The following is a 12,683-nucleotide window of genomic DNA, read 5'->3' as shown; positions in this document are numbered from 1 at the left end:
GGGAACGGGCGCCGAGGATACAGCGGTGAAGCGGTCAGACCGTCATGCGGCAGCGTGTGCCCGTCGGCGGGGGAGCGGGTCCACCGTGACCGTGCGCTTCGACCGCGCCGCCACCAGCGTGACCGCAACCGACACCAGCCCCATCAGCAGCAGAGTCGCCAGGGTGCTGGACATCGACACCACCGACCCGCCGAGCGCCGCATGCAGCAGGCCCTGCGTGGCCACTGTCAGCGGCATCAGACCCGCCGCCGACTGCAGCAGCTGCGGAGCGGTCTCCAGCGGCAGAATGCCCACCAGTGCAACCACCTGCAGCACCAGCAGCACCACCGACGCGACCCTGCCCACCGAGGTGCCGAACACCGTCAGCATCATCTGGTGGATCGCGGCGAACACCACCGCCGCCAGCAGCGACAGCGCCACCACTCCGAGCACGCTGGCGGCGTTCACACCGATCACCAGCAGCGTCAGCAGCACCAGCACCGCCTGCGCGGCGCCCATCACCACGGCGGGCACCAGCGACAGCAGCGCCACCTGCCACATCGGACGCGCCTCATCCAGGCGACGCTTCGACAGCGCCGGCCACACCACGAAGATGCCGAACGCACCGATCCACAGTGCCAGAGCAGTCACGAACGGGAAGGCACCCGTCGCACCGCCGTTCACCGCATTCTGCCGCAGCGAATCCACTGAGATGGGCTGCGTCGAGGCAGCAGCCAGATCCTTCTGCTCCTGCTTCGAGTACGTCGGAATCTGGTCCGCGCCGTCCTGCAGACCCTTCTGCAGGTCACCGCTGCCGTCAGCGAGCTTCCCGGTGCCGTCATCGATCTGCTCAGCACCGTCAGCGAGCTGCTGCCCGCCCTTCGACAGCTCCCCGGAGTTCTTCGACAGCTGCTGACCGCCGCGGTCCAGCTCGCCCATACCGGTGGCCAGATCCGAGGCGCCCTTCGCGGCGCTGCCGGAGCCGTCGGCGAGCTGATCGGCGCCCTCCGCAAGCTGTGAGGAGCCCTCCGACACGCCGCGGGCACCCGCAGCGAGACCGTCGGCGCCCTCGGTGATCTGACCGGTGCCGGCGGACAGCTTCTCGGCGCCGGTGGACAGGTCACCGGTGCCCTTGGCGAGCTTCCCGGCTCCGTCGGAGAGGCCGGACGCACCGGTGGCGAGATCCGCGGCGCCCTTCTGGGAGGCGGAGACACCGTCGGCGACTCCGCGGGAGCCCACCGCCAGCTGGTGCACGCCGTCACCGAGCTCCGTGACGTGCGTGTTCAGATCCCGGAAGCCCTTCTCAATGGCGGGAGCGTGGTCGGCGAGAGCCCGGGTGCCGTCGGCGACCTGCTGCGCGCCGTCCACCAGGCCCGGCTTCTCGGACGTCCCGGTGAGGGCGCCGTCGATCTGCTGGATACCGTCGGTGACCTGCTGGGAGCCGTCGATCAGACCGCCCTTGCCGCCGTCGCCGTTGAGGCCCTGGTCCATGCCCTGCGCGTACTTCAGCGAGGCCGAAACCTGCTGGCAGTACTCGGGGGAGGCACCGGAGTCGGCGCAGGTGGCCTCCATCTGCTGCAGCATCGGCAGCAGGCCCGGGTCCTGCGCACTGCCGGAGCCGTTGAGGGCACCGTTCATGTCCTTGAGGCCGCCGGTGACGGCGTCGGAGCCCTGGGCGAGCTTCCCGGTGCTCTGCTGCAGCTTCGAGACGCCGCCGGCGAAGGCTTCGGCTCCGTCGGCCGTGGCGGTGGCGCCCTCCACGAAGCCGGGCTGGCCGTCCTTGCCCTTCATCATGTCGGCGCCTCGCTGGACGCCCTGGACAAGCCCGTCCTCACCGTTGACGGCGGCGTCCAGCTTCTCCGCGCCGGTCGCGACGGAATCGGATCCGTCCACGAGGTCCTCCATACCGGTGGAGAGGTCGGATGCACCGGTGGAGAGGTCACCGGCGCCCTTGGCGAGCCCGGAGGCGCCCTTGTCGAGGTCGCCGGCACCGGCGGCCAGGGCGTCCACGCCCTTGCCGTAGGTGCGGACACCGTCGGCGTACCGGTCAGCGCCCGCGGCGAGGTCCGCTGACCCCTTCGCGAGGTCACCGGTGCCGTCGGCGAGGCCGCTCATGCCCTTGGACAGCTCACCGACACCGGTGGAGAGGTCCCCCGCGCCGCCGGCGGCATCACTGACACCGCCGGCGAGCTTGTCCACGCCCTTGGTGTACTGGTCGACGCCCTCGGAGTACTCGCGAGCGCCCTTCGCGTTCTTCTTCGTCCCCTCGGCAAGGTCGCCGGCGCCGTCGGAGAGCTCGCCGGCGCCGTCGGCGGCGTCCTGCATGCCCTTCTGGGCCGAGTTGAAGCCGACGTACAGCTGGGAGAGGTACTGCTCGGCGAGCTGGTTGTTCATGGAGGAGGTCGCCACCTGTGCGATCGCCTGGCCCACGAGGGAGTCGAGCATGCCGGAGGCATCGTTGGTGATCACGGTGACGGGGGAGCGGACCGCGTCCTTCGACCCCATCGTGCCGAGCTTCTTCGAGAAGTCCTTCGGAATGATGACCACGGCGGAGTACTTGCCGCTGTCCAGGCCCTCACGGGCGTCCTCCTCGGTGGTGAGCTGCCAGTCGAAGCCGGCGGTGTCGGGGGAGTCGGACCCCTCAACGGTCTCGGGGTGGGTGAGGGCGCCCGTCAGGAGGCGCCCGAAGGGCACGAACTGCTTCTTCCCGTCGGGCTGGGTGAGTTCGGTGCCCTCGTCGAGGTTGACGACGGCGGCAGGCACCTTGTCGATGGCGTCAGCGCGGTCCTTCAGGGCCCAGAGGCCGGCGCCGGCGATCAGCAGCGGCAGGAGCAGGACAACGAGGATGGTTCGAAGGCGGCGGCTCATGCGAGCACCTCAGCATTCTCATCGGTTGGGCGGGTTCTCAGATCGGCCAGGTCGAGGATGCGGACGTCCGCGAGATCGTCGATCTGGTCGAGCAGGGCTGCGGGGTCGGTGTCCGCCGCGATGACGGCGGCACTTCCCTGACGGGTGCGGGACAGGAGCGCATCGACGCCTCCGTCGGCCTCCACGAGGGCGGCGAGGCTGGGCAGAACCACCGCGGTGGCGGTCGGGTCGGAGGGCCGGTGGCGGGTGAGGGCGCCGACGGGGTCCTCACCGGTGAGCAGCACGTTCTGCTGCGCGGCACCGGTCTCCAGCGGGATGATGCGGTCGCCGATCACCACGTGCCCGGATTCGGGCAGGAGGCGCCCCGCGCTCAGAAGGGTGAAGGTGTCGCGTTCGTCGGCGGTGGGGGCAGTGACCAGCATGATCTCCCCGGAGCGGACGTGCTCGCTGATCGGGCCGAGGGTGCCGGTTCCGCTGAGCAGGGGAGCGGTCACCTCATTGAGGCGGATCACGGCTCGGCCGTGTTCGCGGGTCCATGCCTGGTGCTCCAGGACGGTGGCGAGGCCCTCGCCCTCCACGTCCATGTTCGGCAGGAGCCGGTCCAGCCAAGCGGGCAGGTGCCAGGCGCGCTCGCCGATGAGGGCGAGGACCGCGGGGACGAGGGTCATGCGGACGATGAAGGCATCCACGAACACGCCGGCGGCGAGGGCCAGGGCGATGGGCTGCACTTCGAAGGTGGACTCGGGCACGAACGCCGCGAAGATGAACAGCATGATCAGGGCGGCGGCGATGACCACGGGTGCGCTGTGGGTGAAGCCGCGGGTGATCGCACCCTTCGCGTCGCGCGTGTGGGTGAAGTCCTCGCGCATTCGGGATACGAGGAACACTTCGTAGTCCATGGCGAGTCCGAACAGCACGCCCATCACGATGATCGGCATGAAGGAGATGACGGGCCCGGTGGCGGCGATGTTCAGCATGTCAGCGCCCCAGCCGTACTCGAACACCATCGCGGAGACGCCGAACGCGACGCCGATGGACAGAAGGAATCCGAGGGCCGCTTTGATCGGGACCCAGATGGAGCGGAACACGATCGCCAACAGCACGAGCGACAGTCCCACCACGAAGATGCCGAAGGGGATCAGAGCGGCGGACAGGCGGGCGGTGATGTCGGTCGCGGCGGCCGTTGACCCGGTGACCGTGACCTGGGAGATGTTCAGGTCCTTCTCCCAGCCGGCGGCGTGGTCCCGCAGGTCCTCCACGAGCTTCGCGGTGGAGGGGTCGGAGCTGCCGTGCTCGGGGATGAGGACCACCACGCCCATGTCGGCGCCGCGGTTCGGGGTGGCGAGCTGGACGGTCTTCACACCGTCGAGCTTCTTCGCGCGCGCGGCGAGTTCGTCGACCACGCCGACGGGGTCGGTGGAGTTGACGATGTCCGCGGTGACGAGGATCTGCGCGGTGTAGCCCTCGCCGAACTCCTCGACCACAACGTCGTTGCCGACCCGGGAGGCGGAGCCGACGGGCTCCGTGCCCTGATCGGGCAGGGCGAGGCGCAGGTCCTTCGCGGGGATGATGAGTGCAGCGGTTGCTGCGAGCACCACGATGAGAGTGAGGGCCGGCACACGGGTGATGAGGCGGACCCACTTCTCCCGCAGGGGTGTGCGGGCGGGCTTCGCGGCGTGCGAGCCTGAGCGATGGTCGGGGCCGTCGGCCTGCTGCGCGGTGCGGGACGAGCGGGCGGACTTCGGCCGCAGCCGTTCACCGAGCAGCGCGAGGATCGCCGGCAGGAGAGTCAGTGCGACGGCGACGTTCGCCGCCACAGCGATGGCGGAGACGACGCCCATGATGGTGAGGAACGGGATGCCCGTGATGAACAGACCGATCAGGGCGATGACCACCGTCATACCGGCGAACACCACGGCGCTGCCGCTGGTGGCGGTGGCGCGGCCGATGGACTCGTCCACGGCCATGCCGTCCCGCAGCTGGTCGATGTGGCGGGACACGATGAACAGGGAGTAGTCGATGCCGACTGCCAGGCCGATCATGACGGCGAGAGTGGGCGCGGTGGAGGACACGGTCAGGATGCTGGTGCCGGCGAACATGAGGAGCATCGCGATGCCCACGCCGACCAGTGCGGTGACGATCGGGATGAACGCGGCCACGAGGGAGCGGAACGAAACGGCGAGGATGATGAGGGCTGCGAGGACGCCGAGCGCTTCGGTGATGGAGATCGGGACCGACGGGTCCTTCAGCATCTGTCCGGACGGGATGACTTCGAGGCCGTTGCCGGTGTGCTCCGATGCCAGCTTCTGGATCTTCTCGATGCTGTGGGGGTCGTAGGAGCCGAGCCCGCCGTCCATCTGGACGCTGCCCATGAGGGCGGTGCCGTCCTCACTGGTGACGCCCTTGGTGTGTTCGCCGTAGGGGTCGGGCGCGGCGACGACGTCCTTGTAGGTGGAGATCTCCTTCATCACCGCGGTGATCTCGTCGCGGTGGGAGTCGATGGGGGAGCCGTCCGTGGTGCGGAAGACCATTTCGCCGGAGGTTCCGGACATCTCCGGGAAGCGGGTCTCGAGGTTGTCCAGGCCCTGCTGAGCCTCGGTGCCGGGGATGGCGAATTCGTCGCTGAGGCGGTCGCCGAAGGCGCCGGCGAGGGCACCGAGCAGCACGATGATGCCGAGCCAGATCAGGATGATGCGCTTGGGCGTGTGTGAGGCGCGCAGTCCGAGGCGGTAGAGGGATGAGGACACAGAACACCTTCCGTTCAATACAGAACTGTATCGGGCTCGATACTATGATGCATCGAGACCTGTTTCAATGATGGGAAGAAGTGACGTGAGCCAAGTGCGCGAAGCGGTCCAGGACCCGACCAGTGCCGTGCGTTCGAAGGAGAACACCCGATCGAAGCTGGTGGAGTCCAGTGTTCAGGTGTTCATCGACTTCGGTGTGGACGGTGCCACCGTCGACGCCCTCACCAGCGCCGCCGGTTTCACGCGCGGCGCCTTCTACTCGAGCTTCCGCTCCAAGGTCGACGTCTTCATCGAAGCGTTCGAGCTCGTGACCGACCGCGTGATCGCCGACCTCGCCGGCCACCTGGCGAAGCCGGATCTGCACGAGAACCCGTCGGCCGGCTACCTCCCCGTCCTCAAAGCGCTCCGGCCGAACGCCATCCCGTGGTACCTGCTGCACTCCGAAGCGGTGAGCTATGCGCTGCGGGATCCGTCCTTCGCCCGCCATGTCACAGTGCAGCGCCGACGGCTGCGCACCGCTGTGGCGGACGCCTTCCGCGCCGCGGAGGCCAGGGGAGAGGCGCGCCTCACCCTCGATCCCACACTGCTGGCGGAGACCCTGCTGGGCGTGTTCATGAACCTCATGCTCAGTGAACAGCTCGACGGCGCCAGCGATGTGGAGACCACCAACCGGGTCATCGAAGCCATCCTCGACACCTTTGTGGATCCGCTCTGAACCGTAGGCTGACGCTATGAGCAGAACCGCTGTCTATGCCGATCGCGGCAACTCCCACTTCGACATCCTCGTGGCCGTACAGGCCGTGGTGGTGATCCTCTCGGGAATCGGGGCCGCCAAGGGCGTCCTGATCGGACCGGTCATCACCGACGCCGCATTCTTCCTCTTCCCGATCGCCTACATCATGGGCGACATCATCACCGAGATGTACGGGCCCGCTGCGGCGCGCCGCGCGATCCTCACCAGCTTCGTGCTGAACGTGCTCGCGGTGCTGGTGTACCAGGTGATCATCGCCCTGCCCGGCTTCACCGACGACTACGGCATCGAGAAGCAGCACGGCCTGGAGGTCGCTCTCGGTCCGGTGTGGATCATCGTGGTGGCGTCCCTGGCGGGCTTCCTCGCCGGACAGACCGTCAATTCACTGGTGGTGGCGCGCATGAAGGCGCGCATGGGGGAGAAGGGCCTGATGGCGCGCCTGTTCTCAGCGTCGGGCCTCGGCGAACTGGTGGACACCATCATCTTCTGCACGATCGCCGCCACCGCGATCGGCATCACAACGCTCGGCGACTGGGCGAACTACACCGCGTTCGGATTCCTCTACAAGGTGCTCGTGCAGTACGCCGCCGTCCCGGCCACCGCCGCCGTGATCCGCTGGATGAAGCGGACCGATCCGAGCTATCAGGCACGCATGCGCGCCGCCGACAGTTCCATCCATTCCGATATCCGCACCGAAGGAGAAGCCCCATGACCCGCCTGCTGATGATCGTCGATGTGCAGAACGACTTCTGCGAAGGAGGGGCGCTCGGCATTGAGGGCGGCCACACGGTCGCCGAGCACATCGACCGCTATGCGCGCGCCCACGCCGACGACTACGACGCCATCGTCCTCACCCAGGACTTCCATCAGCCGGGCAGCGACAACGGCGGACACTTCGCTGATGAGCCCGATTTCCAGGACACGTGGCCGGTGCACTGCGTCGCCGGCACGAGCGGCGGCGAGCTGCATCCTCTGATCGCGGCCCTGTCGGACGACCTGGAGGTGATCCGCGTGCGCAAGGGCTACGGCATGCCGGCGTACAGCGGCATGGAGGGCGTGATCGGCGATCCGTCCTCCGGCGGGCCGACGGAGTCGTTCGCCGAGTGGGTCGCGGAACATGAGGACGTACAGGCCGATGTCACCGGTCTGGCACTGGACTTCTGCGTGCAGGCCACGGCACGTGACCTGGTGGCTGCTGGGCCACGTGTGCGGGTTCTGACGGATCTGAGTGCTGCGGTGCATCCGGCGGCATCGGCGGAGCTGCTCGAGGATCTGGAGCGCCATGGGATCCTGACCGGTACGAGTGATCAGAACACACCCTCTGCATAACGCCGATAATGTACGTTATGTAAAGTGAGAGTGGGGAGCGGGTGCTCCCGCGCAGGACCGCTGGAACCTGATCGGGCCCAGCGCCTCCCTCGTCTCAGGCCGGAGCGCCCTCGCACTGCCCGCAGGTGGGCACACGCCCGGCCTCGGTGCACTGCTCACAGCGCAGGTACTGCTTCCGGCACGCGAGGTTCGCACAGTTGACGAACACCGGCGTGCGCTCGCCGCATCCCACACAGGACCCGAGCGATTCGGCGCCCTGGCCGAACTCGATGTGCATGCGCTTGTCGAACACGTACAGCGACCCGTCCCACAGGCCGTCGTTGCCGTACTTCTCGCCGTAGCGGACGATCCCGCCGTCCATCTGGTACACGTCGGTGAAGCCGCGGTTCTTCATCAGCACGCTCAGCACCTCACAGCGGATGCCGCCCGTGCAGTAGGTGACGACCGGCCGGTTCTTCAGATCGTCGTACTTGCCGGATTCGATTTCGTCGATGAAGTCGCGAGTGGTGTCCGTGTTCGGGATCACGGCTCCGCGCATCCGGCCGATCTCCGCCTCCATTGCGTTGCGGCCGTCGAAGAACACCACCTCCTCTCCCCTGGCCTCCACCAGCTCGTGCAGCTGCTCGGGCTTGAGGTGAACCCCGCCGCCCTGGACTCCGTCGGCGGTGACCTTCACTTCCTCGGGCACGGTGAAGGTGACCAGCTCGGGGCGCACCTTCACGCTGAGGCGCGGGAAGTCGTCGCCGAGCCCGTCGGACCACTTGATGTCGGCGTCCTTGAAGGGGGCGTATTCGCGGGTGGTGCGCACGTAGCGCTTCACATCGTCGAGGTCTCCCCCGACGGTCGCGTTGATGCCGTCCTCGGAGATGATGATCCGTCCGCGCAGATTGTTCGCCTCACACAGGGTGCGCTGCCAGAGCCGGATCGCCTCCGGATCGGGCAGCGGGGTGAACTTGTAGAACAGGAGGATCTTCGGGATGGCCATGGCGCTGATCCTACCGGCGGAACCTACCCGTCGGTGACCGGGAAGCGCCCGTCCTTGACTGCTTGGGTGAACGCCTCGAAGTCCTGCTCGATGACGTCGGCGTAGTCCACGGCCCACTGGGAAACGGCCTTGTCGAACTTCTTGGCTTCGTACAGGTAGCCGGCGATGGCGGTGCCGTCGGGCGACTGGGCGTGCGCGCGGGCGAGCTGGCGGGCACACAGCGCGGCATAGGCGCGCACCTCCCCCGGTTCGGCGCTGGTGAGGTTGAAGCTGCCCTTCATGTCGCGGAACTGCCGCCAGTAGAAGTTGCGGCCGTCGGGGTCCACGGTGCGGCCGAGGAACGGGTCGGAGGTGGACTGCAGCACACGCTGCGATTCGGTGACGCGGTAGGCGTGGCGGGAGGCGTGCTCCGCTCCCTTCGGGGTCACGCCGGTGAGGCCGCCGTGGGACTCCAGCACGGAGGTGAGCGCCTCCTTCACCTGCAGCACCAGCGGCTCCCCCTGCGGCCCCTGCAGCAGCACCACGGAGCAGTGCGTGCCGACGCTCGACACACCGACCACGCGGCGCGCCACATCGACCAGGCGGTACTGGCTGAGCAGCAGGGCGCGGTCCGACAGCAGCGTCTCAAGGTATTCGTTGAGGCGGTAGCGGATGCGCTCGCGCCGCCCCTCGGGGTACGGGATGAGCAGCGGCGGCTGCAGCGCGAGCCGGAGGCGGCCGCGTTCGTCCTCTTCGGCGATCTTGCCGAGTACCTGCTCACTGGTTCGGCGGCGCGCCTTCGTCAGCGCCTTGGAGAACGTGCGGTATCCGGTGGCGAGCAGGTCGGGGGCGCCGACGGAGGCGAAGTACCGGTCGGTCGCGTCCATGTAGAACAGCGCCAGCAACATGTCGCGGTAGGCACGGGAGATGTCCCGCAGCTCCTGAGGGATGTCGGACTTCTTCATGCCCTGTTCGCGCAGTTCGAGGACATAACTGGTGAGCAGGCGCTTCAGGTCCCACTCCCAGGGGCCGATGCCGGCTTCGTCGAAGTCGTTGAGGTCGAAGATGAGGCGGCGCTCCGGGGAGGCGAATAGGCCGAAGTTACCGAGGTGAGCGTCGCCGTCGATGATGGTGCGGATGCCGGAATCGGCGCCGTAGCGCAGGTCCGCGCACATCATGTCCGCGGTGCCGCGGTAGTAGGCGTAGGCGCTCTGCCGCATGCGGTTCACCCGCACACCGATGAGGTCCTCGATGCGGGTGCGGTGGGTGCGTTCGATGACCGTGAGCGGGTCGCGGTTCTCCTTGATCACCAGTTCGGCGTGGTCGCCCAGGGGGTGGACGGCGCGGATCTCCCGGCCGGCGTCGAAGGAGTCCTGGGCGCTGCCGCCGGGCGGCAGGAACTGGCGAATGCTCATGAGGCCATTATCACCGCTGCCCGGGGCCGGGAATAGCGGGCGCGCCGAGGACGTTGGATCGGACACGACCGGCGCCACCAGCAGGTGGCGAATCCGAGACCCCGCCCCTGCGGGCGCTGAGCCCACGAACGGAGGAGCCATGCTCGATCCCACCACGCTCTTCTCGTATGAGCGCGATGTCGACGCCCGCACCGTCGACGCGCCCACCATGCTCGTCACCCTCGGTTCCTACACCGATTCCGGGCATGTGCAGGCCACGATCGATGAACACATCCTGTCCTCGTTCGAGCACCGCCTCATCGGCACGGTCGACGCCGACCAGGTCATCGACTACACCGCGGTGCGCCCGGGCATCACCCTGGACGCCGACCGCCTCACCGGCTACGAAGCGCCCCGCATCGAACTGCATGAGGTGTCGATGCCGTCGAAACCGCGGTTCCTGCTGCTGCGCGGCCCCGAACCGAACTACCAGTGGGAGCGGACCGCGCATGCGATCCGCATCGTCACCGAGCAGCTCGGCGTGACCCGCACCGTGCTGGTCTCCGGCTTCCCGACCGCCACCCCGCATACGCGCCCGACGCCCGTCACCACGTTCGCGCCCCGCCCGGAGGACCTGACGATCTCCAACCCGATGCCGGGGCCCGTCGGCCTGCGCTCCGCGTTCCCGCTCGTACTGGCGATGCGACTGGCGGAAGCCGATCACGCCGTCGTCGGCCTGGCCGCGCACATCCCCTCCTACGCCCACGAGGTCGAGTACTTCCCCGCGGTGCTGACGCTGCTGTCCGCGGTGGAGACAGCCGGCGGCCCCGCGATCGAGCCCTCCGCCCAGCTGGAGGAGAAGGCCGACGGGGTCCGCCGTCAGATGGATGCCGCACTGGAGTCCAATGAGCAGCTGCAGACCATGATCGGCGAGTTCGAGGCGAACTACGCCCGGCTCGACGGCTTCCTGCAGCAGATCCCCACCTCCGGCGACCGTATTCCGGGGGCCGAGGAGCTCAGCGAGGACGTGGAGGAGTTCCTGCGCCGGATGAGCGAGGACGAGGACAACGGCCCGACCGGCGGTGGGCAGGACACCGGCCACTCCCCCGCCTGATCACGGCTCCCGCCCACCCGACGGTTGGTATCCTGACACCGTGTTTGTTGTGAGTCTGTATTCCCTCAAGGGCGGCGTCGGCAAGACGTCTGTGACCCTCGGCCTGGCATCTGCGGCGCTGCATCGCGGGGTGAACGCTCTGGTCGTGGATCTCGACCCCCAGGCTGACACCACCCTCGGACTCCTCGGCGAGCCCGGCGGCGAACCCGACATCGCCGAGGTGATCGCCTCCGCACGCACCGAAACGATCGACCGCTCCGTCATCCAGACTCCGTGGGCCCGCTCCGGTGCCCGCAGCCACCTCGACATCATCCCCGGGTCGCACCGCTCCTCCCGGCTGGACTCCCCCGCCCTGGACCGGCGGGCGCTGCGCCGACTGCGCGACGCCCTCGACAAGCGCACCCAGCAGTACGACATCGTGCTCGTGGACTGCCCACCGTCGCTGAACGGGCTGACGCAGATGGCGCTGTCCGCATCGGACCGCAGCATTGTGGTCGCCGAGCCCGGCTTCTTCGCTGTGTCCGCCGCTGACCGCGCATTGAAGCTCGGTGACGAGCTGAAGGCGCAGGGCGCCGCTCAACGACTGCAGCCGCTGGGCGTGCTGGTGAACCGGTACCGTCCACGCAGCGTGGAGCACCAGTTCCGCGTGCAGGAGCTGAAGGACCTGTTCGGCGATCAGGTGATCGACCCGATCCTCGAAGAGCGCATCGGTCTGCAGCAGGCGCAGGGCGGCGCTGTTCCGCTGCACGCCTATGAGGGCGCCTCGGCGCAGCAGCTGACGGAGGACTTCGACGCGCTGCTCGGCACGATTCTGGACTCGCGCCAGCACTCCTGACCAGCGCCACTCCCCCCACTCACGAAACGAGAAGACCCCCGCACCTGGAGGAAGCGGGGGTCTTCTGCTGTGCGCGGCCGCTCGCGGGCGACCGCTGACGATCAGGATGCGCGGCGTGCGCGGCGGGCGGCGAGCTCGTCGCGCAGGAGGGCGCCGGCGTCGTCCGCCGGGTCGATGCTGGGCAGGATCGCGAGGTCGTTCTCCACTTCGCGGGCCACCCGGCCCACGGCGATGCCGAACACGCCCTGGCCGCCCTGCACGAGGTCGAACACGTCCTGGGCGCTGGTGCATTCGTAGACGGAGGCGCCATCGCTCATCAGGGTGATCTGGGCGAGGTCATCAGCGCCGCGTTCGCGCAGCGCGTTGATGGCGACACGGATCTGCTGGAGGGACACGCCGGTGTCCAGGAGGCGCTTCACGACCTTGAGCACGAGGATGTCGCGGAAGCCGTACAGGCGCTGTGAACCGGAGCCGGTGGCGGAGCGGACCGACGGCTCCACCAGGCCGGTGCGCGCCCAATAGTCGAGCTGGCGGTAGGTGATGCCGGCGGCCTTGCAGGCGGCGGGGCCGCGGTAGCCGAGCTCACCGGGGGTGTCGACGAGATCATCGAACAGGACGCCCTGCTCAGCAGCCGGGATGGTGCTCTGAGCCGACCGCGGATTCTTCTGATTGTTCATGGTGCCTCCAGGTGGTGCCGCCCGT

10 protein-coding genes are annotated in these 12,683 nt (G+C 68.3%); 5 read left to right on the top strand and 5 right to left on the bottom strand.

The features are described from left to right. Window positions 1-42: 42 nt before the first annotated feature. Window positions 43-2,847: a YhgE/Pip domain-containing protein gene (locus tag R3I40_RS04870; protein WP_285261598.1), complete on the bottom strand. Its 2,805-nt coding sequence runs from the start codon at window positions 2,845-2,847 to the stop codon at window positions 43-45. After that, a complete protein-coding gene (locus tag R3I40_RS04865) occupies window positions 2,844-5,594 on the bottom strand; it encodes an MMPL family transporter (RefSeq protein ID WP_285261597.1) in 2,751 nt (916 codons plus the stop codon). The genes R3I40_RS04870 and R3I40_RS04865 overlap by 4 nt, the downstream gene beginning before the upstream one ends. Window positions 5,595-5,679: 85 nt before the next feature. On the opposite strand from R3I40_RS04865, the gene R3I40_RS04860 reads away from it, so the two are divergent. Genes R3I40_RS04860 through R3I40_RS04850 form a run of 3 tightly spaced genes read left to right on the top strand, consistent with a single transcriptional unit; the run spans window position 5,680 to window position 7,674 of the window. Beyond that, window positions 5,680-6,309 carry a TetR/AcrR family transcriptional regulator gene (locus R3I40_RS04860; RefSeq protein WP_285261596.1) on the top strand — a complete coding sequence of 210 codons (630 nt, stop codon included), beginning with the start codon at window positions 5,680-5,682 and terminating at the stop codon, window positions 6,307-6,309. A gap of 16 nt (window positions 6,310-6,325) precedes the next feature. Further along, window positions 6,326-7,057 (top strand): queuosine precursor transporter, encoded by a 732-nt coding sequence (locus tag R3I40_RS04855; RefSeq protein ID WP_239375331.1) that lies wholly within the window; start codon window positions 6,326-6,328, stop codon window positions 7,055-7,057. After that, window positions 7,054-7,674 carry an isochorismatase family protein gene (locus R3I40_RS04850; protein ID WP_285261595.1) on the top strand — a complete coding sequence of 207 codons (621 nt, stop codon included), beginning with the start codon at window positions 7,054-7,056 and terminating at the stop codon, window positions 7,672-7,674. Before R3I40_RS04855 ends, R3I40_RS04850 begins: the two co-directional genes overlap by 4 nt. Window positions 7,675-7,768: 94 nt before the next feature. On the opposite strand, the gene trhO is transcribed toward R3I40_RS04850, so the two are convergent. Both trhO and R3I40_RS04840 read right to left on the bottom strand, forming a co-directional pair. Then, window positions 7,769-8,659: an oxygen-dependent tRNA uridine(34) hydroxylase TrhO gene (gene trhO / locus R3I40_RS04845; RefSeq protein WP_183374403.1), complete on the bottom strand. Its 891-nt coding sequence runs from the start codon at window positions 8,657-8,659 to the stop codon at window positions 7,769-7,771. Window positions 8,660-8,682: 23 nt separating this feature from the next. Next, window positions 8,683-10,053 (bottom strand): DUF2252 domain-containing protein, encoded by a 1,371-nt coding sequence (locus R3I40_RS04840; protein ID WP_183374401.1) that lies wholly within the window; start codon window positions 10,051-10,053, stop codon window positions 8,683-8,685. Between the two features lie 139 nt (window positions 10,054-10,192). Here R3I40_RS04840 and R3I40_RS04835 point away from each other — a divergent pair, with 139 nt between their 5' ends. Next, window positions 10,193-11,146: a PAC2 family protein gene (locus tag R3I40_RS04835; RefSeq protein ID WP_183374399.1), complete on the top strand. Its 954-nt coding sequence runs from the start codon at window positions 10,193-10,195 to the stop codon at window positions 11,144-11,146. Window positions 11,147-11,186: 40 nt separating this feature from the next. Then, window positions 11,187-11,981, top strand: a complete 795-nt coding sequence (locus tag R3I40_RS04830) for a ParA family protein (protein WP_183374397.1) — start codon at window positions 11,187-11,189, stop codon at window positions 11,979-11,981. A gap of 101 nt (window positions 11,982-12,082) precedes the next feature. Here R3I40_RS04830 and R3I40_RS04825 read toward each other — a convergent pair whose 3' ends face one another. Continuing rightward, window positions 12,083-12,658, bottom strand: coding sequence for a MerR family transcriptional regulator (locus R3I40_RS04825; RefSeq protein ID WP_183374395.1), 576 nt, complete (start codon window positions 12,656-12,658; stop codon window positions 12,083-12,085). Between the last annotated feature and the right edge of the window lie 25 nt (window positions 12,659-12,683).

It is taken from the genome of Helcobacillus massiliensis (assembly GCF_033106145.1).
Lineage (GTDB): Bacteria > Actinomycetota > Actinomycetes > Actinomycetales > Dermabacteraceae > Helcobacillus > Helcobacillus massiliensis.
Note: the sequence above shows the minus strand (reverse complement) of the source record. Positions and strands in the feature narration are given on the sequence as shown.

Excerpts from the sequence above, each read along its gene's own strand:
- R3I40_RS04870 (WP_285261598.1), bottom strand. The coding sequence starts at position 2,847 with ATGAGCCGCCGCCTTCGAACCATCCTCGTTGTCCTGCTCCTGCCGCTG.
- R3I40_RS04855 (WP_239375331.1), top strand. The coding sequence starts at position 6,326 with ATGAGCAGAACCGCTGTCTATGCCGATCGCGGCAACTCCCACTTCGAC.
- R3I40_RS04850 (WP_285261595.1), top strand. The coding sequence starts at position 7,054 with ATGACCCGCCTGCTGATGATCGTCGATGTGCAGAACGACTTCTGCGAA.
- trhO (WP_183374403.1), bottom strand. The coding sequence starts at position 8,659 with ATGGCCATCCCGAAGATCCTCCTGTTCTACAAGTTCACCCCGCTGCCC.
- R3I40_RS04840 (WP_183374401.1), bottom strand. The coding sequence starts at position 10,053 with ATGAGCATTCGCCAGTTCCTGCCGCCCGGCGGCAGCGCCCAGGACTCC.
- R3I40_RS04835 (WP_183374399.1), top strand. The coding sequence starts at position 10,193 with ATGCTCGATCCCACCACGCTCTTCTCGTATGAGCGCGATGTCGACGCC.
- R3I40_RS04825 (WP_183374395.1), bottom strand. The coding sequence starts at position 12,658 with ATGAACAATCAGAAGAATCCGCGGTCGGCTCAGAGCACCATCCCGGCT.